A 20,704-nucleotide genomic window follows, 5' to 3' on the forward strand; every position below is an offset into this window, starting at 1 on the left:
TCCTATCCAAGTGGCAAGATCGCGGTGATGTAGGCTTCACGGGCGATCAGCTCCGCGGCGACTCGTTCACAGAACTCGAAGATCGGCCCGGCAAAAATGGTCAGCGCAATGCCTGCGGCAACCAGCGATCCGGTGGCGTAGCGCATGCCCCACGGCAAGGACTTCGCTTCCAATTCCTTCGCGAGCTTCATGCCTAGGGAAGGGTTCTGCGCCCCTCCGGCAACGGTTTCGGCCGCGACCGCAGCCGCTTCGTCCACCAGTTCCTGGTTGGGCACCTCGGCATCAGCGGCCCGACGCCAGAAGATGCGGGCCCACACGCGGATGATCGCCAGCAGGGTCAGCAGGCTGGTTAGCAATCCGGCGCCCACCACAGCCCAGGTCAGCGGGTCGGCATCCTGCACTGCGGCATGGAGCAAGCCGAACTTGCCGAGGAATCCGGAGAACGGGGGGATGCCGCCGAGGTTGATCGCAGGGATGAAGAAGAGCAGCGACAGGGCCGGGGAAAGCTTGGCCAGCGAGCCGAGCTTGGTGACATTCGAGCTTCCGGCACGGCGTTCGATCAATCCGGCCACCATGAACAGCGAGGTCTGCACGATGATGTGGTGCCCGACGTAGTAGATGGTCGCGGCGATGGCCAGCGGTCCCCCGACGGCCACACCGAAGATCAGGTAGCCGATGTGGCTGGTCAGGGTGAAGGAGAGCATGCGCTTGAAGTCCGTCTGCGCCAGTGCGCCGAGGATACCGATGACCATGGTCAGCGCCGCCACCACAAGCAGCCCGGCATTGACCACCCCGCCCGGGAAGAGCAACGTTTCGGTGCGCACGATCGCGTAGACGCCGACCTTGGTCAGCAAACCGGCGAATACCGCGGTCACCGGTGCGGGCGCCGTCGGGTAGGAGTCAGGCAGCCACAGGGACAGCGGGAACACCGCGGCCTTGATGCCGAAGGCAATCAGCAGCAGCACATGCAAAATCAGTTGCGGGCCCTGGTCCAGTTCCGGCAGCTTCACCGCCAGATCGGCCATGTTCACCGTGCCGGTCGCGGCATAGGTCATGGCGATGGCCATCAGGAAGATCACCGAGGACACCACGGACACCACCACATAGGTGGTACCGGCGCGGATGCGCTCGGCGGTGCCGCCCAGAGTCAGCAGCACGTAGCTGGCGGTCAGCAGGATTTCGAACCCGACGTACAGGTTGAACAGGTCGGCGGCCAAGAAGGCGTTGGACACGCCGGCCAGCAGGATCAGGTAGGCCGGGTGGAAGACCGAGACCGGGCCGGGTTCTTCGCCGTCGGCCAAGCCCTGGCTGGTGGCGAAGAAGAGCACGGCCAGCGAGACGAGGGTGGAGATCAGCAGCATGAAGGAGCTGAAGCCGTCGACCATCAACGCGATGCCGAAGGGCGAATCCCAGCCGCCGATGTGGATGGCGTAGCTTTCCCCGCCCCACACGGTCGCGAGCATCCCGGCTTCCAGCACCAGGGTCAGGCACAGGACACCGATGGTGATCAGCCGCTGGGTGCGCACCTGGCGTCGGGCCAGGAACGCGGCGCCGGCGCCGATGATCGGCAGGACGACCGCAAGGGGTGCCAAGTCCAGAAAATTCACTCTTCCCCCTCGCGCACTGGGCGGCCTTCTTCATCGACGAATTCGGTCGTGTCCTCTGCCACCGGCGAATCTTCCTCTTCGTCGTAAGCGGTCTTCTGCGAGACCTTGATATCTTCGGTGTCATCCGCCAGTTCATCAGCGCTGGTCAGCGTCCATGAACGATAGATCATCGCCAGCAGGAAGGCGGTAACCGCAAAGGTGATCACGATGGCCGTGAGGATCAGCGCCTGCGGCAGCGGGTCCGAATATTCCTCGGCCGCCAGCCCCGATTGGAAGAGCGGGGCGACACCGCGCCGTCCTCCGCTGGTGAGGATCAGCAGGTTGATGCCGTTGCCCAGCAGCATGATGCCCAGCAGCACGCGGGTGAGCGTGCGTTCGAGCACCAGATAGAATCCGGCTGCCAGCAGCACCCCGGTGATCACGAGGAAGGTGATGTTCACGCTCATCGTCCAACTCCTGTCCGTGATGCTTCAACAAAGTCATGGCGGTCCACCGGGCTGCGTCCTTCGGAGAGCGAATCGATCTCGCTGCCCAGGGAACGCAGGACATCCTGCACCAGGCCCAGCACCACCAGGTACACGCCGATGTCAAAGACGGTGGAGGTGACGAACTTGTGCTCGCCGAAGAACCAGAATTCCATGGCGTAGGTGGTGAAGATTTCATCGCCCAGCAGCAGCGGCACGATCCCTGCCAAGCCCGCCAGGGCGATACCGCCGCCGATCAGCATGCCCGGGGCGACCCGGATCGATTCGGAGAGCTCGATGCGCCCGCCGGCCAGGTAGCGGATGGTCAGCGCCAGGCCGGCGATCAGGCCGCCGGCAAATCCGCCACCGGGGGTATTGTGCCCGGTGAGCAGCGTGTAGACCGAGAGGACCAGCACCGAGTGGAACATCAGCCGGGTGACCACTTCGAAGATGATGGAACGCCGTTCGGCCACCAAGGTGCTGCCGGCCATGAGCCAGTCCTGGTTGCCGCTGGAGGCGAAGCGGCGGGCGATCCGCAGCTCCACTTCCTTCGACTCCTTGCCGCCCATGGCTTCGGATCCCGAGTCGATGCTTCCCGGGGCCACGTCCTGGGCGCGCACCCGGCTGCCGAAGCTGCGGCCGGCGAAGATCAGCGAGGCCACGCCGGTGGCTGCCGCGGCCAGCACGGTGATTTCCCCGAAGGTATCCCAGACGCGCATATCGACCAGTGCCACGTTCACGATGTTCTTGCCGTAGCCCTCGTGGTAGGCCAGATCCGGCCAGGCCAGCGAGATGCTCGCTTCCTGCCGGGCCCCCATCATGGCGATGGCAATGTAGACCACCATCACCGCCAGGGCGATCGCCATCACGGCACGGCCCCACTTGATCCGGGCCACCCCGCCCCACAGCCGCTTCGGCAGCGCGCGCAGTGCAAGTACGAAGGAGACCAGCACGATGGTCTCCACCAGCAGCTGGGTCAGCGCCAGATCCGGGGCGCCTTGCAGCGCGAAGATCGCGACCATGCCGTAGCCGGTGACCGAAACCATCAGCACCGCCATGAAACGCTTCGGGGCGATGATGGCCACCACGGCGCCGGCGATGATGATGGCGCCGATCAGGATCTGCGCCGGATGATCGGCAATGATCCAGGTCGATGGCCACGGGGTGGCCACGGTCAGCGCGATGCCCAGCGGGATCACCAGCACCACGCCGAGGATCACTCCGAGGTAGAAGGACAGCGAACCACGCTGGGTGCGGCCGGTGATCCAAATCGCAGCCATATCCAGCGCGTTCACCGACATGCGGTAGATCTCCTCGGCCGAGGTCATCATGCGGCGAAGCGGAGCTCCGGTGTCGGTTCGGCGGCGGATCCAGTAGAAGGCCACGCCCAGGCTCACCGAGATGGCGCTCAATCCCAGTGCCGGGTTGAACCCGGCAAATGGCAGCAGGTGCATTTTGCCCGGTCCGCCCTGGGCCGCCGACCAGTGGATCATCAGCGGTTCGACCAGTTGCGGGTACACGCCGAGGAACAGGGTCAGGGCCGAGAGCACCAGCAGCGGGGCCAGGAAGATCAGCGTCGGCGCCTTGCATTTCAGTGCGGGCACCGAATGCTTTTTCACGCCGAATGCGCCGAAGAAGAATCGCAGCGAGTAGCCCATGGTCAACGCGGCGCCCAGCACCAGGCCGGCCAGGGCTATCGGCCCCCACCCGGTGTGCAGGTGCAGCGCTGATTCGTAGACCGCTTCCTTGGCGACGAAGCCGAAGAGCAGCGGGACCCCGGCCATCGAGGCGGCCGCGATTCCGGCGGCCCCGGTCAGGATCGGCATGGCCCGACGCAGTCCGCTGAGCTTGCGGATATCGCGGGTACCGGTGTTGTGGTCGATGATGCCCACGCTCAGGAACAGGGTCGCCTTGAACAGACCGTGGGCCAGGGTCATGGCCAGGGCAGCGAAGGCGGCTTCCGGGGTGCCGAAGCCGAAGATGGCGATGATGAAGCCGAGCTGGGAGACGGTGCCGAAGGCCAGGATGAGCTTGAGGTCGTACTGCTTCAGCGCCCGGAAGCCGCCGATGAGCATGGTCAGGATGCCGATGCCCACAGTCATCGGAGCCCACAGGCTGGTCTCGGCGAAGCCCGGTGCCAGGCGCGCGATCAGGTAGACACCGGCCTTGACCATCGCGGCGGCGTGCAGGTAGGCGGAGACCGGGGTCGGCGCGGCCATAGCGCCGGGCAGCCAGAAGTGGAATGGCACCAGTGCCGACTTGGAAATGGCGCCCACGATAATCAGCGCCACCGCCACATCCGTGTAGGTGCCCAGGGCGACCAGCTGGTCCGCGGAGGCCATGATCTCCGACAGCTGGTAGCTTCCGGCCTTGGTGCCGAGCATCAGGATGCCGGCGAGCATCACCAGCCCGCCAAGGGTCGTGATGATCAACGCGTTCATCGCCGAACGGCGTGCGGTGATCAGCGCCTGGTTGAAGCCGATCAGCAGGTAGGACAGGACGGAGGTGATTTCCCAGAAGACGAACATGACGATCACGTCGTCGGCGGTGACCAGGCCGGTCATCGCTCCGGCAAAGGCGACCATCTTGGCGGCGAAGCCACCGATCTGCGGGTCATCGTTCTTGAAGTAGCGGGCGCAATAGAACAGCACCAGGGCTCCGACACCCAGGATCAGCAGCAAGATGGTGGCCGCCAGGGAGTCCATGCGGAAGTTCAATCCGATGTTCAGCCCCGGGATCCATTGGATGCTGATGGATGGCGGGGCGTTTGGCGCGCCATTGGCCAGGGAATTGTCGGCGGCAAGAACTGCGGGAAGCTGGGTCAAGAGCCAGATGAATCCCACTGCAGGCACGACCGCCACCACATAAAAGGCGTTTCGTTTCAGTGCCCGGAAGAGCATCGGGCACAACAAGGCGGTCACGAACAGCGCAGTGAGAATAACTAGCACGTGTCTCCTCTGTCGACTGGGGGTTGGGCAGAGTGCGATGACCACGAAAAAATAGTCTGCACCTGTAATTTTATCAGCCGGGCGGTGGCCGATCCCGTGGAATGTGTCGTTCCGGTCATATTTTCCGCAGTTTCCGCGGTCAGCTGATTTTGGGCTTTTACACTGGAATGTTCCATTTCCGTGTGTGGAGTTCATTCAGGGTTCGAGCGCAACGGGTACCATTCGAGCATGTCGATCAATCAGCCGATGTCACCGCCGGTCAGCGAAAAATGGCTCAACAAGTACACCTGGGCCTGGGCCAGCTGGGACTGGGGCCAAGCAGCCATCAACGCGGTCATGATCACCTTCGTGTTCACCGTGTACCTGACCAGCGATCTCTTCGGCGACAAGGACCACGCCTCGCTGGTGCTCTCCCAGGCCTTGACCGTGGGCGGGCTGGCCATCGCGTTCCTGGTGCCGGTTACCGGGCTGCGCGCGGATGCCGCCGGCCGGCGCAAGCTGTGGATCGTGGTCAATACGCTGATCCTCGTGGCCATATGCGCGGCCTGCTTCTTCGTCTACCCGGATCCGGCGTTCCTGTGGTTCGGCGCCATCCTCATTGCGTTGATGTCAGTGGTCAGCGAGTTCGCCGGGGTCAATTACAACGCTGTGCTGAACCAGATCTCCACCAAGGCCACGGTCGGCAAGGTCTCCGGTTTCGGCTGGGGCATGGGCTACGTCGGCGGCATCCTCGCCTTGGCGCTGGTGCTCTTCGGCTTTGTCGAACCCATCGTGCAGTGGCCCGGTGCCTCCACCGAGAACTCTTTGAACCTGCGGTTGATTGCCATCTTCTCGGCGGCCTGGTGCCTGGTCTTCGCGTTGCCGCTGTTCTTCATCATCCCTGAATCCCCTGCGGCCAGCGCGGTGAAGATTCCGCTGAAGGATTCCTACAAGGTGCTGTTCGCGACCATCAAGAACCTGTGGCGCAGCGACCGGAACCTGCTCTTCTTCCTGTGCTCATCTGCAGTCTTCCGCGACGGGCTGGCCGCGATTTTCACCTTCGGCGGGGTGATCGCCGCCGGAACCTTCGGCTTCGCACCCTCCGAAGTGATCATCTTCGCGATCGTCGGCAACCTCGTGGCTGCGCTCGGCGCGGTCCTGGGCGGACGACTGGACGATGTGCTGGGCCCCAAGATGGTGATCTGCGGTGCGCTCATCGGGCTGCTGGTTGCCGGGGCCGGGGTCTTCCTCTCCCCCGAAGCCAGCGGATTCTGGATCTTCGGCCTGCTCTTGTGCCTGTTCGTCGGACCCGCCCAGGCGGCCTCGCGCTCCTATCTCTCCCGGCTGATCCCCGAGGGGCGCGAGGGCGAGCTCTTCGGCTTGTACGCCACCACCGGCCGAGCCGTTTCCTTCTTGGCGCCCGGGCTGTTCGGCCTGTCCATCGCCTTGGCCACTCCCCTGGTCGCTTCGGGCAGCGCCCAGCGCTTCGGCATCCTGGGCATCCTCGTGGTGCTGGCTCTTGGCTTGCTGTTGCTGCTGCCGATCCGCTCGCCGCAGAAGTCCGAGGCCTGAGCTTCTCGCGACAGGGGTTAAAACAATGGATCGGCCCCGCTTCGGGGCCGATCCATTATTTCATTTAGCTTTCGATGTCCGTTCGGTGGAAGTTCAGGTGGCTGCGTGATGCCGTTGGCCCGCGCTGCCCCTGGTAGCGGTTGCCGTACGGGCCCGAGCCATATGGGTGCTCGGTGGCGGAAGTCAGCTTGAAGAAGCACAACTGCCCGATCTTCGAACCAGGCCACAGCTTGATCGGCAAGGTCGCCATATTAGACAGTTCCAAGGTCACGTGGCCGGAAAAGCCCGGGTCGATGAATCCAGCGGTGGAGTGGGTGAGCAAGCCCAGGCGGCCTAGCGAGCTCTTGCCTTCCAGACGGGCTGCCACGGAGTGCCCGAGGGTCACCACTTCGTAGGTCGAACCGAGCACGAATTCGCCCGGGTGCAGGATGAATGGCTCGTCCGGGTCGACCTCGACCAGGCGGGTGAGCTCATCTTGTTCCACGGACGGATCGATGTGCGCATATTTGTGGTTGTCGAAAAGCCGGAAGAACCGGTCAATGCGAACGTCCACGGATGCGGGCTGGACCATATTCGGGTCAAAGGGCTCAAGCCCAATCTCACCGGACGCTATTTCTCGACGAATGTCACCATCTGAATACAACACGCCTCCAAATTTATCGTGTGCAGGCCCAATCATTGAACTCTTCGAGCAAATATGTAGGTTTTCTTATCCTCGGCAACCTCCCGATTCTCGGAAAGCCACGTTTTGTTCACCCTGGCAGTGATGGATTTCCCATTACTTCCCCAGTAATCCGGGCTATCGTTGATGTAGGGTTCGCCCCTTTTCATCACTTCGCGACACAAGGGTTTACTACATCATGCGTCTAGCCTCTGCGCTGACTGGCACCGTACTTGCCTCGGCACTGCTGCTCTCCGCTGTTCCGGCAGCGCTGGCTGCGCCTGCCGACGACCTGCCTGCGGTTGAAAGCTCTGAGCTTTCGGACGCTTCGAGCCTGCTGGCTCTGATCAACCCGACGACCCAGCTTTCGCCGGTCGATTACACCCCGACCAACCTGGTCAGCGTTGGCGGCACCGGATTGACTCTGCGGCCTGAAGCGGCGGACGCCGTGGAAGACCTCATCGCAGACGCCCGTGCGGCGGGGCATTCCATCAAGCTGCTCAGCGCCTACCGCTCCTATTCGCGGCAGGCAGCACTGTTCAACCAGTACCAGTCCAAGTACGGAACCGCATATGCTGAACGGATTTCCGCTCGCCCGGGCACCAGCGAGCACCAGCTGGGCTTGGCTGCCGACCTTGGATACACCAGCAGCCAGGCCGAGCTGAAGGAAGCATTCGGCCAGACTCCAGCCGGCATCTGGATTGCCGAGCATGCCAACGATTACGGCCTGATTATTCGCTACCCCCAGGGCAAGGAAGAGATCACCGGCTACAAGTACGAACCGTGGCATGTGCGCTACATCGGCAAAGAGCATGCCAAGGCCTTGGCTGAATCCGGTGCTGAAACGTACGAAGAGTACGTGAAGATGCTCAGTGAATCCCTCAAGGCGCCCAAGGCGGAAGCTTCGGCGGTAGCCGAGGAAGAAGAGGCGCCTAAGGAAGCTGAAAAGGATTCTCAGAAGGATGCCAAGGAAGCGGGCCACGGCGTGGTGAAGGAAGATGACCTTCTGGTTCTTCGCTTCTTGCCGCCCTACCGTGACTGGGGCTTCGGCTTCACCGAAAAATAAGGGCGCTTAGAAGAACGCGGCCAGGGCCAGGTAGACGACGGTCGGAATCAGCGACGCCACCAGTGCCATGGCCCAGTGCAGGAACTTGCCGCTGGTTTTCTGGCAGGCCCCGGTATGCTTCCTGCGGTAGATCAGATTCACGTTGGAGAGCACCCAGATAATGGTGCCGATGGCCAGCGGCGGGCCGAGCACTACCTCAGCGGGAAAGATCGAATGTGCTTCGTAGAAATCCTTGGCTTCCCGGCCCCATGTGGTCAAGGGGTCGCTGAGCACCACGAGGCTGAGCATCCAGTAGTAGATAATCCCGGGGATGCCCAGCAGCACATTCACGACGAGTAGTCGTCTCACAGTCCTGCCCTTCATCCCGGTAATGGCTTCTGCGCTTGCAAAGCATCATGAATTCTACCGAAGGCAACCGGGCGAATTCCGTTCTTCGCCACGATCTGCGCCTGTGCATCGGCTAGGAATCGCAAAAGGACTGCCAGCAGTGCAACACTGCTGGCAGTCCTTTGGTGTGGCGCTCGAAGCCTACTTGGCGCGAACCGGGATGCCGGTGAAGGTTGGCTTCAAGGTCTCAGCAAAGAAGTCCTCACCCTTGTCATCAACCACGATGAAGGCTGGGAAGTCCTCGACCTCGATCTTCCAGATCGCTTCCATGCCCAATTCCTCGTATTCGAGGATTTCGACCTTCTTGATGCAATCCTGGGCCAGACGCGCTGCCGGGCCGCCGATGGAACCCAGGTAGAAACCACCATGGGTGTTGCAGGCATCGGTGACCTGCTTGGAGCGGTTGCCCTTGGCCAGCATGACCATCGAACCGCCTGCAGCCTGGAACTGATCCACGTAGGAGTCCATGCGGCCTGCGGTGGTCGGGCCGAAGGAACCCGAAGGCATGCCCTCTGGGGTCTTGGCAGGACCTGCGTAGTAGACCGGGTGGTCCTTGAGGTACTGCGGCATTTCTTCGCCGGCGTCCAGGCGTTCCTTGATCTTGGCGTGCGCGATATCGCGAGCCACAACCAGCGGGCCGGTCAACGACAGGCGGGTCTTGACCGGGAACTTGGTCAGTTCAGCCAGGATCTCATCCATTGGCTTGTTCAGGTCGATCTTCACCACGGAACTGCCGCCGGTGCCGGTGACGCCATCGGTCTCATCGTCGTGGGCGGCGATGGCCGGGTGGTTCTCATCTGGCATGAAGCGGGCTGGATCGGTTTCCAGCTGCTCCACGAACAGGCCTTCTTCAGTGATCTTGGCCAGCATCTGGCGGTCAGCCGAGCAGGACACTGCGATGGCCACTGGCATGGAAGCGCCGTGGCGAGGCAGGCGGACCACGCGCACATCGTGGCAGAAGTACTTGCCGCCGAACTGCGCGCCGATGCCGAAGTGGCGGGTCAGTTCCAGGACCTTTTCTTCCAGCTCGGTATCACGGAAGCCGCGGCCGGTCATGGCGCCTTCGGTCGGCAGCGAGTCCAGGTACTTGGCCGAACCGTACTTGGCAGTCTTCAATGCCATTTCGGCGCTGGTGCCGCCGATGACGATGGACAGGTGGTATGGAGGGCACGCGGCGGTGCCCAGGGAACGCAGCTTCTCATCGAGGAACTTCAGCATGGAGTTCTCGTTGAGGATGGCCTTGGTCTCCTGGTACAGGAAGGACTTGTTGGCCGATCCGCCGCCCTTGGCCATGAATAGGAACTTGTAGCTGGTGTCAGCGCCGTCCTTGGTATTGGCGTACAGGTCGATCTGCGCCGGGAGGTTGTTGCCGGTGGCCTTCTCTTCCCAGGTGGTGATCGGAGCCAGCTGCGAGTAGCGCAGGTTCAGCTTGGTGTAGGCGTTGTAGATGCCGCGCGAGAGCGAGATCTCATCCTGCTCTTCGGAGAGCACGCGCTGGCCGCGCTTGCCCATGACGATCGCGGTACCGGTGTCCTGGCACATTGGCAGGATGCCTCCGGCGGCGATGTTCGCGTTCTTCAGCAGGTCCAGGGCGACGAACTTGTCGTTCGGGCTGGCTTCCTCGTCGTCGAGGATGTTGCGAAGCTGCTGCAGGTGGGCGGGGCGCAGGTAATGCGAGATGTCGTGCAGTGCGGTCTCGGCCAGCTGCTCCAAAGCCTCTGGCGCGACCTTCAGGAAGTTCTTTCCATCCGGACCGGCGACGACCTCGACGCCTTCGGAGGAAATCTTGCGGTATGGGGTTGCATCTTCGCCAATTGGCAGAAGATCCTCATAACGGAATTCAGGCATGCTCTGTCCTTGATTCAATCGTGGATGCTCGTCTGCCATTTTATGCCTTCACTCCGATTTTCCCGCATTCGGCGTTTGCACCACAGGCTTTATCACGACATGCTGTAGTACATGAGCACCGAGAACACCCCAGCTGCGCGAGATGGCCAAGATCCAACCCAAACCCCGGATGCGATCATCGAAACTCCGATGGACCAGCACCGCGCCAAGCCGAAAACCCACTTCGAAATGATGCTGCAGGCCGGTCTTAACAAACCGGAGCTCTCCGGCTCGGTCATCGGCGCCTTCATGAGCGCCGAGGTGTACTTCCTCTCCCGTGAAGAGGTCACCGAAGAGAACAAGAATGCCCAGCCGATGCTGCTGACCAACCCGGCCGGCGAAGCAGTGGTGGCCGTATTCACCACCTTGGAGCGCATCCCTTCCAGCTACATCGACATGGCGCCATACGGTGTGAAGGTCCAGGGCGCCACCGTGGTCCGCGCGCTGGAGAACACCGGCTTCGTGGTGAACCCGGGCGATGAGCTGAGCTTCGAAGTACCCGCAGATGGAGTGGCCATTTTGAAGCAGCAGATGCTGAACCAGAAATCTGGCGAGCAGGCGTAACTTTCCCCACGATTATTCGCGCCGTTTACCGGCAGGCCAGATTCGTGGGATATGCTTTTGTTGCCCGAGCCGTCATTAGGCCGCTCGGTGCACCTGCGGGCGTAGCTCAATGGTAGAGCGCTAGCTTCCCAAGCTCGATACGCGGGTTCGATTCCCGTCGCCCGCTCGCACTGACGTCGGGGTACCACCAGGTGCCCCGGCGTTTTATTTGTATCAGGCCGACCCAAGGAGCATGATGACCGGAGTCCTCGAAGGCTTCTCCATCATCTGGGTGGTCATTGCCGTCGGCTACCTGGTCGGACGCACCGGAGTGCTGGGCGATCAGGGACGCAATGTCCTGAGCCGCGTCACCTTCTTCGTGGCCAGCCCGGCCCTGCTGTTCACCACCCTGGCCGAGTCCGATCCGGTCGCCGTCCTCGGGCCGCTGTTGTGGGTGGCCGCCATTTCCGCCGCCCTCACCGCGGTGGTGTACTACCTGGCCACTGCGCGCTGGCTGAAGCGTTCAGCCTCTGAGCGGATCATCGCCGCGATGTCCGCCTCCACCGTGAACTCGGCGAACCTCGGCCTGCCCATTGCGCTGTATGTGCTCGGCGATGCGTCTTTCGCCGCACCGATCATCCTGTTCCAGCTGGCCTTGTACCAGCCGATCAATCTGGCGATGCTCGACGCCTCCACCTCGCGCCACCGCACCACCCCGCTGGCATTGCTGGTGGCCACCGCGAAGAACCCGATGATCATCGGCTCCATGCTCGGCCTTGTCATTGCGTTGACCGGATTCAAGCTTCCCTCGATCGTGCTCGAACCCATCGACCTGATTGCCGGGGCTTCGATCCCTTGCATGCTCATGGCTTTCGGCATCTCGCTGGTCGGCTCCAAGCCGCTGGAGAAGAAGTCTGGCCGCCGCGCCGACGTGCTGGTCGGCACCGCGGCCAAGCTGCTGATCCACCCGGCGCTGGCCTGGGTTCTGGCCTACTTGGTCTTCGGCTTGCGCGGAGAAATGCTGGTCGCCTCGGTCATCATGGCCGGGCTGCCCACCGCGCAGAATATCTTCGTGACGGCCTCCCGCTACAACGAAGGCGTGATCGTGGCCAAGGACACCGTGCTCATCACCACCATCTGCGCGATCCCTTTGATGATGGTGCTTGCGCTTGTGCTGGGAATTTAGTGTAACTTTTGAGCTTCGGAATAAGCGGAAGTCTCTAGACTGTTGTTAGGACTAGAGCATTATCAATCCCCTTTGAATGAGGTCACCATGAAGCGCACCGTTCCCCTGCTGGCTACTGCCGCAATTCTTGCCCTATCCCTGAGCGCTTGCGGCTCGTCGGGCGGCTCCGCTGAATCCTCGTCATCCGAGCAGAGCGGTTCGGCTTTGCAGAAGGTCAAGGATGCCGGCGTCTTGACCGTTGGCACCGAGGGCACCTACCGCCCCTTCTCCTTCCATGAGGGAAGCGACCTGACCGGCTACGACGTCGAGGTCATCAAGGCCGTCGGCGAAAAGATGGGTGTCGAGGTCAAGTTCCAGGAAACCCAGTGGGACGCGATCTTCGCCGGCCTGGACGCCGGACGCTTCGACGCCATCGCCAACCAGGTGGCCATCAACCCTGAACGCGAGAAGAAGTACCTCTTCTCGCAGCCATACACCGTCTCCGAAGGCGTGGTTGTCACCAAGAGCGATAACACTGACATCACCTCGTTCGACTCGCTCAAGGGCAAGAAGACCGCGCAGTCGCTGACCAGCAGCTTCTACGAAGCCGCCAAGGCCGCCGGCGCCACCATCGAACCAGTTGAAGGATGGGCCCAGTCGGTCACCCTGCTCAAGCAGGGCCGCGTTGATGCCACCGTCAACGACAAGCTGACCTTCCTTGACGCGCAGAAGACCAACCCGGATGACAGCATCAAGATCGCTGCCGAGTCCGAGGACAAGAGCGAATCCGCGGTCACCCTGCGCAAGGGCTCCGAGGACCTGCAGGAAGCCATCGATGACGCGCTGGACGAGCTGCGCAAGGATGGCGAACTCGCCTCGATCTCCGAAAAGTACTTCGGCGAAGACGTCAGCAAATAACCGCAGTATCCCAAGTGAAACAGTAGACTGGCTCCACACGTACCAAGCGTGGGGCCAGTCTCGTTTGTCTCGAAGGTAGCTCATGGATTCGAATTGGCAGTTATTTATCGATTCGCTCTGGCCCTTGGCCAAGGGCGCAATCACCGCAAGCATTCCGCTGGCACTGATCAGCTTCGCCCTCGGACTGGTCATCGCCCTGCTCATGGCGCTGATGCGGATCAGCAAGAACCCGGTGCTCTCGGGCTTCGCCCGGGTGTACATCTCGATCGTCCGCGGCACTCCCTTGCTGGTGCAGTTGTTCGTCATCTTCTACGGCATGCCCACCCTGGGCATCACCATTGACCCGTGGCCCAGCGCGATCATCGCCTTCAGCCTGAATATCGGCGCTTACGCCGCGGAAATCATCCGCGCCGCGATCCTCTCGGTCCCGGCCGGGCAGTGGGAAGCCGGATACACCCTGGGCATGTCGCGCACGCGCAGCCTGTACCGGCTGATCCTGCCCCAGGCCACCCGCGTGGCCATCCCGCCACTGTCCAACTCCTTCATCTCCCTGGTGAAGGACACCTCATTGGCTTCGACCATCCTGGTCACCGAAATGTTCCGCAAGGCCCAGGAAATCACGGCCTCGACCTACGAGTTCCTGCTCCTGTACTGCGAGGCGGCCGCGATCTACTGGGTCATCTGCCTGCTGCTCTCGGCCCTGCAGAACTCAGCTGAAGGAAGGCTGGAAAAGTATGTCGCCAAGTAATTCGACCCTGCTCAGCGTCACCGGCCTGCACAAGGCTTTCGGCGAGAACCAGGTGCTCAAGGGCATCGACTTCTCCGTGCACTCAGGCGAAGTCGTGGCCCTGATCGGTCCTTCGGGCTCCGGCAAAACCACCGCGCTGCGCTGCCTGAACGGGTTGGAAATCGCCGATGCGGGAACCGTCGGCTTCGACGGCGGGCCGCAGGTTCAGTTTGATGCCAAGACCAAGCCCAAGTCGGCGCAGATCCTGCGCGATCGTTCGGCGATGGTGTTCCAGGGACACCATCTCTTCCCGCACCTCACGGTGCTGCAGAACGTCACCATCGGGCCCATCGAAGTCCAAAAGCGCGCCCGCGCCCAGGTCCTGGAGGAAGCACGCAAACTCCTGGATCGTGTGGGTTTGGGGTCCAAGGCCGATGCCTACCCGAATTCGCTGTCCGGCGGACAGCAGCAGCGCGTGGGCATTGTGCGCGCGCTGATGCAGCAGCCGGATCTGTTGCTCTTTGATGAACCCACCAGCGCGCTGGATCCCGAACTGGTTGGCGAGGTGCTCAGCGTGATCAAGGAGCTGGCCCAGGAGGGCTGGTCCATGGTGCTGGTGACGCATGAGCTGGCATTCGCCCGCGATGTGGCCGATACCGTGGTCTTCATGGATGGCGGGGTGGTCGTGGAAACCGGCGCGGCGGCCCAAGTTCTGTCCACTCCGGCAAATCCCCGTACACAAGCCTTCGTCCAACGTCTTTTGCACCCGTTCTAGAAAGCATAGAGTAAAGCTATGACCCAGGATACAAATGCATTGCTGACCAGCCTCATCGAAGGCTACAACTTCCCCGGCGAGAGCCTCGAGCTAGGCGTCGCCCTGATCGGCGGCAAGCCCGAACCCACAGCACCGATCCGGCTGCCGCTGAAGATGCTCAACCGCCACGGCCTGGTCGCCGGCGCCACGGGTACCGGCAAGACGGTGACCTTGCACCTGATGGCCGAACAGCTGAGCAAGGCCGGTGTTCCGGTCTTCCTCGCCGACATCAAGGGCGACCTCTCCGGCCTGGTCCAGGCCGGCGAAGGCTCCGAGAAGCTGACCGCGCGCCTGGCGGAAATGGGCAAGGAATTCTCGCCCCGCGCCAACCCGGTGGAGTTCCTCTCCCTGGGCGAGGGAGCGCACGGCACCCCGGTACGCGCCAGCGTTGATGCCTTCGGCCCGATCCTGCTGGCCCGCGTGCTGGAACTGAATGAAACACAGGAGGAATGCCTGCAGCTGATCTTCCACTACGCCGATTCCAACAACCTTCCGCTGGATGACCTCAATGACGTGAAGGCCGTCATCAGCTTCCTGGTCAGCGAGGAAGGCGCCGAAGCGCTCAAGGGCATCGGCGGAGTGACCGCGGCGACCGCCTCGGTGATCCTGCGTGGCATCACCATCATGCAGTCCCAGGGCCTGGACCAGTTCTTCGGCCAGCCGGAATTCGATACCGCCGACTTCCTGCAGGTGCGCGAAGGCAGCGGCGTGATCAACGTGCTGGAATTGCCGTCGGTGAACCAGCAGCCGATGCTCTTCTCCACCTTCCTGATGTGGCTGCTGGCGGACCTGTTCGAGGACCTGCCTGAAGTCGGCGATCTGGATAAGCCGAAGCTGGTGTTCTTCCTCGATGAGGCGCACCTGCTGTTCAAGGACGCCACCAAGGCCTTCACCGACGCGATCATCAACACCGTGCGCCTGATCCGTTCCAAGGGCGTGGGGCTGTTCTTCATCACCCAGTCCCCGACCGACCTTCCCGACCAGGTGCTCGGCCAGCTCGGCAACCGCATCCAGCATGCGGTGCGCGTGTTCACCGCCAAGGACCAGAGTGCGCTCAAGCAGATCATCAAGACCTTCCCGGCCAACGGGGTGGACCTGCAAGAAGCGCTCACCCAGGCTGGCGTGGGCGAAGCGGTGATTACGGTGCTCAGCGAGAATGGCGCACCGACCCCGGTGGCGTGGACCAAGATGTCCTCGCCAGGTTCGAACATCGGCCCGGCCTCCCCTGAAGTCCTGGAAGAGAATATGAAGGCTTCGCCGCTGGCCGCGCGCTACGCCACCGCAGTGGACCGCGAGTCGGCCCGCGAAATGCTCGAAGCCAAGACTGCCGAGGCATCTGCACCAGCACCCGCCGAAGCGCAGCAGCAAGAAGCGCCGGCTGAAGCCCAGCGCTCCGAGGCCCCTCGCCAACGCCAGGCGCCTGCCCAGCCGAACCCGATGATGGACATGGCCATGGATGCCGCGTCGATGATCGGCCGCGAACTGCTGCGTGGAATGTTCGGCAACCGCAAGCGCCGCCGCCGTTGGTAAGACCCGCCGTTTTTTACCGGCCAGTTACAGTCTGGGGCCCGAAACCAGATAGCCTAGCTACTGATGAAGACTCCTAACTCCACGCCGATCACCGCCACCCGCTTGGCCCTTCGTTGGACCCTTGCCGCGGTGGCGGTGCTCGTTCTGGCTGTTGCCGGCATAATGATCGCCAATCGCACGCTGTTCTCCCCGGCCCACGAGGTCAAGGTCCTGCAGCGCCATCTCGCCAATGGCGAGGGCGCCCAAGCGCTGGGCCTGCTCAAGGCCCAGGTGCCGAAGGGTGACGCGGTGGCGCTGGACGGAGAGGTGCTCAAGCGCACCCAGTCAGGCATTACGGATTTCAGCACCGACAAGCCGCAGCCGGTTCAGCGCGATGGCGAACTGCGCACCGTAACCGCGCATTACAAGGCCACAGGCGTGGATCAGCAGTCCACCTTCACGCTGCGCCATACCGGCAAGTCGTGGTTGTTCTTCGATCAGTGGGAGTTCGAGCCATCCACCCTGCCCACCGTGAAGATCAAAGCCAACACGGTCAATGAAGTCAGCGTGAACGAGCAGAAGATCCCGCTGGAGGCCGGGGTATCCACCCTTCCGGTCTTCTACCCATCGGTGCTCGACGCCAGCTTCAGCACCAAGAACTTCGCCGCCGATACCCGTGGCGTGGTGGTGACCGCGCCGGCTGCTGATCCGGTGGAGATCGCTCTGAAAACCGAGCCGACCAAGGCCTTCATCTCCTCGATCAACTCCAAGGTCAAAAAGTACCTCGATGGCTGCGCCAGCCAGCAGGTCCTGATGCCTTCGGGCTGCCCCTTCGCGTACAACACCTCGGCCCGCGTTGATTCGTCGAGCATCAAATGGGACATCACCAAGTACCCGAAGATCGACGTCAGCTACTACAACGGCGCCTGGGTGCTCTCCCCGTTGACGACCAGCGCTTCGCTGACCTTGACCGAGCAGGACCTGCGCACCGGCGCCAAGGAAAAGAAGACCGTGAAGGACACCTACTCCTTCACCGCGCAATTGACCACGAGCACCTCGGAGGTTTCGGTGGTTCCGGTGGCCGGCGGCGAGCAGGGCGCGCAGTAGCTAGCGTCCGAGCAGTTCGCGGAACTGGCTGCGCAGCGGCACCGCATTGGTCTTGAACTTCTGCCAGGTGAACAGCGCCAGCAAACTGGCACCCAAGGACAGCACCGCCCCGATGGATACCGCCATCTGCGTTCCAAAGAGTTCGGCGAACCATCCCACCAGCGGCGAGCCTATCGGTGTTCCGCCCTGCACCACCATCAGGTACAGCGCCAGCACGCGGGCGCGATACTGCGAGGGCACCGACATCTGCACCATGGTGTTGCAGCTGTTAAGGAAGGTCAACGCGCCCAAGCCCACCGGGATGAGCATGATCGCGAAGAGCAGGTAATTGGGCATCCAGGCGCTGGCTAGCGCTGCCGCTCCGAAGAATACCCCGCCGCCGATCAGATAGCGCCAGCGAGGTGCCGAACGCCGGGCCGCAAGCAGCGCCCCGGCAAAGGTTCCCACCGCCATGATGCTGCCCAGGATTCCGTACTCCCCCGCGCCCACACCGTAGACTTCGGTGGCCATCAGCGCGTTGGTCAGCTGGAAGTTCAGGCCGAAGGTGCCGATGATGAAGGCCAGGAAGAAGATCAGCAGCAGGTCCTTGCGGCTCTTGACGTAGCGCAATCCTTCGCGCACCTGGCCCTTGCCGCGGGCCACCGGTTTGGTCGGGTGCAATGCGTCCTTGCGCATGAACACCAGCGAGGTGATCACCGCCAGGAATGAGCCGCCGTTGAGCAGGAAGGCCGGCCCGGTGCCGACCAGGGCGATCACCGCCCCGGCGATGCCCGGCCCTGCCAGCCTGGCCAGGTTGAAGTTGGCACTGTTCAGCGCCACGGCGTTGGCCAGGTGGGAGCCGGGGACGACTTCGGAGACGAAGGCCTGGCGGGCCGGGGCGTCGAAGGAGGCGCCGATGCCCAGCAATCCTGCCAGCACGTACACGTGCCAGAGCTCGGCGGTATCGGTGACCACCAGCAGCCCGAGGATCAGCGCGCACAGCCCCATGAAGCTCTGGGTCGCCATCAGCACGTGGCGCTTGTTGAAGCGGTCGGCGATCAGGCCCGCGTAGGGGGCCAGGAGAAGCACGGGGAGGAATTGCAGCCCGGTGGTGATGCCGGTGGCGACGGCGTCGTGGTTGGTCAGTTCGGTCAGCACCAGCCAGTCCTGGGCCACGCGCTGCATCCAGGTGCCGATATTGGAAACCAGTGCCCCAACGATCCACAGCCGGTAGTTGGGTATTTCCAGCGCCCTGAACATCTTCGTAGCCATAACTTCTACCGGATCTCTCCGGTGCCTCCCGCACTTCAGTCTAATGCGGCACAGCGGGGAATGCTGAGGTTTCCTCTGCATTCCCCGCTGTGAGGTTCATGGCAACGCGCGAGCTAGTTCACTCCGCGCAAATCGAGCAGCAGCTCGTTCTCGCCGTCGGCATCCAGCACCACTGGGATGCCCCAGTCCTGCTGGTACAGGTGGCAGGCCGCGTGATCCGGGATCTCGCCGCCGGGCTCGCCATCACAGGCCGCCGCGCGGGCGGTAATGTGCAGCACGCCGTCGGCCACCTCGGGGTTCAGCGTCAGGGTGCGGGTCAGGCCCACCGAGGTTCCGCCGCCATCAAGCAGCAGCTCTTCGGGGCTGGAGGAGATCTTCAGCTGGGTTGGGTCGCCCCAGCGGTCGTCGAGCTTCTGCCCCTTCGGAGCGGCAAAGCGCACGACGATCTCGTGGTTGCCGGCCTGGACCTTGGTCTTGGGGCGCTGGGTCTGGCTGGCACCCTCGTCGATCACCAAGGCCTCGGCAGGAATCGGGATGCGCACCAGCTGGTGGGTATTGGTCTCCACGACCAGCAGCACCGGATCGCCATCCACGGAAGTGTCCACCAGCACGTCGGCTGGTTCCTTCAGCCCCTTGGCCAGGGTGGATACGGTCTTGGTGGCCGGGTCGAAGCGGCGCACGGCCCCGTTGTAGGAGTCGGCGATCGCGATCGAGCCATCAGGCAGGACTGCCACGCCCAGCGGGTGCTGCAGGCGAGCCTGCTGCGCTTCGCCGTCGCGGAAGCCGAAGTCGAACAGGCCGGTGCCGATCGCGGTGTTCACGCTCTTGGCTTCGCCGTCCTGGACTTCGATCCAGCGCAGTGCGCTGGTTTCCGAGTCGGCGATCCACACGTTCTCGCCCGAAAGCGCCAGGCCCGAGGACTGGGCGAACCAGGCCTCGTCGGGCTTGCCGTCGTTCAGGCCTTCCAGGCCGGTTCCGGCGAAGACCGAGACGGCAGAAGTGCGCGGGTCGAAAGCGAAAATCTGGTGGGTGCCGGCCATCGCGATGATGACCTTGCCCGATGGGTGGTAGAGCACATCCCACGGGGAGGAAAGCGAAATGTTCTTGGCGTCGGTGCCCAGATCGGTAGGCTGGGTTTCCTGCCGCGCGTTTTCCGAGTCCAGCAGGCGCTGCACGCCGTTGCCGGCCAGGGTGCCCACCGTGCCGGTGGACAGGTTGACCGAGCGCAGGCGGTGGTTGACGGTGTCGGCGACGACCACGTCGTAGCCCACCTCGGCGGCCAGCTCCGCAGGCAGCGCGGCCAGGCCCTGCAGCTCGTTGAACTGCGCGGTGTCAGCATCGCCGTCGGCGTAGCCCTTGGTGCCCGAGCCGATGGTGCGCACCACTTCGAAGCCGGCATCCAGTTCCACCAGGCGGTGGTGGCCGGAGTCGCCTACCAGGAAGTTGCCGTTGGCCAGGGCGATGGCCTTGCCCGGGAAGCGCAGGTCGCCTTCGCGGGCTTCGGGAGCCACGTAGGGGCCGTTGCCGCGGTGCAAGGTGCCCTTGGCCTCGTGCTCGGCGATCAGTTCTTCGACCAGAGAGCCCAGGCCCTGGGCGTGGCCTTCGCCGGAGAGGTGCGCGACGATGTAGCCTTCTGGGTCCAGCACCACCAGGGTTGGCCAGGCGCGGGCGCCGTAGGCCTGCCAGGTGACCAGCTCAGGATCATCGAGCACCGGGTGATGGATTTCATAGCGTTCCACGGCGGCGGCCAGCGCATCCGGGTCGGCTTCATGCTCGAATTTCGGCGAGTGGACACCCACGGTGACCAGCACGTCGGAGTACTGCTCCTCCAGCGGGCGCAGTTCGTCGAGCACATGCAGGCAGTTGATGCAGCAGAAGGTCCAGAAGTCCAGGAGCACGATCTTGCCGCGCAGGGCTTCAAGGTCCAGCTGTTTACCGCCGGTATTCAGCCAGTTGCGGCCCAGCAGTTCGCTGGCGCGCACCTTGTAATTGGCGCGGACGGATTCGGTTGCGCTCATGGTCATCCTTTCGCAAGTGCCGTGGCACGGCAGGTAGAACTTCATTATCGGCCACGGCCCGGTGCAGTACTAAACGGTGTT

Annotated in this window: 17 protein-coding genes and 1 tRNA gene; 10 read left to right on the forward strand and 8 right to left on the reverse strand. The window is 63.0% G+C overall.

Translation table 11 applies throughout. The annotated features are described in order from the left end of the window. Positions 1–2: 2 nt before the first annotated feature. From D3791_RS04025 to D3791_RS04035, 3 genes are read right to left on the reverse strand one after another with little or no spacing between them, the layout of a single operon-like run. Positions 3–1,607 carry a Na+/H+ antiporter subunit D gene (locus D3791_RS04025; RefSeq protein ID WP_022874323.1) on the reverse strand — a complete coding sequence of 535 codons (1,605 nt, stop codon included), beginning with the start codon at positions 1,605–1,607 and terminating at the stop codon, positions 3–5. After that, complete coding sequence (locus D3791_RS04030) at positions 1,604–2,053, reverse strand: Na(+)/H(+) antiporter subunit C (protein WP_022874324.1); 450 nt, start codon at positions 2,051–2,053, stop codon at positions 1,604–1,606. Before D3791_RS04030 ends, D3791_RS04025 begins: the two co-directional genes overlap by 4 nt. Continuing rightward, positions 2,050–5,019, reverse strand: a complete 2,970-nt coding sequence (locus D3791_RS04035; RefSeq protein ID WP_172511346.1) for a Na+/H+ antiporter subunit A — start codon at positions 5,017–5,019, stop codon at positions 2,050–2,052. Before D3791_RS04035 ends, D3791_RS04030 begins: the two co-directional genes overlap by 4 nt. Positions 5,020–5,265: 246 nt before the next feature. On the opposite strand from D3791_RS04035, the gene D3791_RS04040 reads away from it, so the two are divergent. Beyond that, positions 5,266–6,570, forward strand: coding sequence for an MFS transporter (locus D3791_RS04040; protein ID WP_052165172.1), 1,305 nt, complete (start codon positions 5,266–5,268; stop codon positions 6,568–6,570). Between the two features lie 64 nt (positions 6,571–6,634). Here the strand turns inward: D3791_RS04040 and dcd are convergent, their stop codons facing one another. Beyond that, complete coding sequence (gene dcd / locus D3791_RS04045) at positions 6,635–7,216, reverse strand: dCTP deaminase (protein ID WP_028268371.1); 582 nt, start codon at positions 7,214–7,216, stop codon at positions 6,635–6,637. Between the two features lie 214 nt (positions 7,217–7,430). On the opposite strand from dcd, the gene D3791_RS04050 reads away from it, so the two are divergent. After that, entirely contained in the window at positions 7,431–8,297 is an 867-nt protein-coding gene (locus tag D3791_RS04050) for a M15 family metallopeptidase (RefSeq protein ID WP_172511347.1), read from the forward strand. A gap of 6 nt (positions 8,298–8,303) precedes the next feature. Here the strand turns inward: D3791_RS04050 and D3791_RS04055 are convergent, their stop codons facing one another. Together D3791_RS04055 and D3791_RS04060 are read right to left on the reverse strand one after the other, a co-directional pair. Continuing rightward, a complete protein-coding gene (locus D3791_RS04055) occupies positions 8,304–8,645 on the reverse strand; it encodes a hypothetical protein (RefSeq protein ID WP_152485454.1) in 342 nt (113 codons plus the stop codon). Between the two features lie 180 nt (positions 8,646–8,825). Then, positions 8,826–10,532, reverse strand: coding sequence for a fumarate hydratase (locus tag D3791_RS04060; RefSeq protein WP_028268372.1), 1,707 nt, complete (start codon positions 10,530–10,532; stop codon positions 8,826–8,828). A 111-nt stretch (positions 10,533–10,643) separates the two neighbouring features. Between D3791_RS04060 and D3791_RS04065 the strand changes: the two genes are divergently transcribed. The 8 genes from D3791_RS04065 to D3791_RS04100 all read left to right on the forward strand — a co-directional run bounded on the left by D3791_RS04065 (position 10,644) and on the right by D3791_RS04100 (position 17,354). Next, complete coding sequence (locus D3791_RS04065) at positions 10,644–11,135, forward strand: SseB family protein (protein WP_022874331.1); 492 nt, start codon at positions 10,644–10,646, stop codon at positions 11,133–11,135. 95 nt (positions 11,136–11,230) lie between these two features. After that, a tRNA-Gly gene (locus D3791_RS04070) sits at positions 11,231–11,301 on the forward strand. Between the two features lie 69 nt (positions 11,302–11,370). Further along, positions 11,371–12,300 carry an AEC family transporter gene (locus D3791_RS04075; RefSeq protein WP_172512893.1) on the forward strand — a complete coding sequence of 310 codons (930 nt, stop codon included), beginning with the start codon at positions 11,371–11,373 and terminating at the stop codon, positions 12,298–12,300. Between the two features lie 87 nt (positions 12,301–12,387). Further along, positions 12,388–13,197, forward strand: coding sequence for an amino acid ABC transporter substrate-binding protein (locus D3791_RS04080; RefSeq protein WP_022874333.1), 810 nt, complete (start codon positions 12,388–12,390; stop codon positions 13,195–13,197). Between the two features lie 82 nt (positions 13,198–13,279). Then, positions 13,280–13,945: an amino acid ABC transporter permease gene (locus D3791_RS04085; RefSeq protein ID WP_172511348.1), complete on the forward strand. Its 666-nt coding sequence runs from the start codon at positions 13,280–13,282 to the stop codon at positions 13,943–13,945. Beyond that, positions 13,932–14,699, forward strand: coding sequence for an amino acid ABC transporter ATP-binding protein (locus tag D3791_RS04090; RefSeq protein WP_061954288.1), 768 nt, complete (start codon positions 13,932–13,934; stop codon positions 14,697–14,699). The genes D3791_RS04085 and D3791_RS04090 overlap by 14 nt, the downstream gene beginning before the upstream one ends. Positions 14,700–14,717: 18 nt before the next feature. Then, positions 14,718–16,268: a helicase HerA-like domain-containing protein gene (locus D3791_RS04095; RefSeq protein WP_172511349.1), complete on the forward strand. Its 1,551-nt coding sequence runs from the start codon at positions 14,718–14,720 to the stop codon at positions 16,266–16,268. A 63-nt stretch (positions 16,269–16,331) separates the two neighbouring features. Further along, positions 16,332–17,354 (forward strand): hypothetical protein, encoded by a 1,023-nt coding sequence (locus D3791_RS04100; RefSeq protein WP_172511350.1) that lies wholly within the window; start codon positions 16,332–16,334, stop codon positions 17,352–17,354. On the opposite strand, the gene D3791_RS04105 is transcribed toward D3791_RS04100, so the two are convergent. Both D3791_RS04105 and D3791_RS04110 read right to left on the reverse strand, forming a co-directional pair. After that, positions 17,355–18,605, reverse strand: coding sequence for an MFS transporter (locus D3791_RS04105; protein ID WP_022874338.1), 1,251 nt, complete (start codon positions 18,603–18,605; stop codon positions 17,355–17,357). A gap of 113 nt (positions 18,606–18,718) precedes the next feature. Then, positions 18,719–20,623, reverse strand: a complete 1,905-nt coding sequence (locus D3791_RS04110) for an NHL domain-containing thioredoxin family protein (RefSeq protein ID WP_425483141.1) — start codon at positions 20,621–20,623, stop codon at positions 18,719–18,721. Between the last annotated feature and the right edge of the window lie 81 nt (positions 20,624–20,704).

Source organism: Glutamicibacter mishrai (genome assembly GCF_012221945.1).
In the GTDB taxonomy this organism is placed as follows: Bacteria; Actinomycetota; Actinomycetes; order Actinomycetales; family Micrococcaceae; genus Glutamicibacter; species Glutamicibacter mishrai.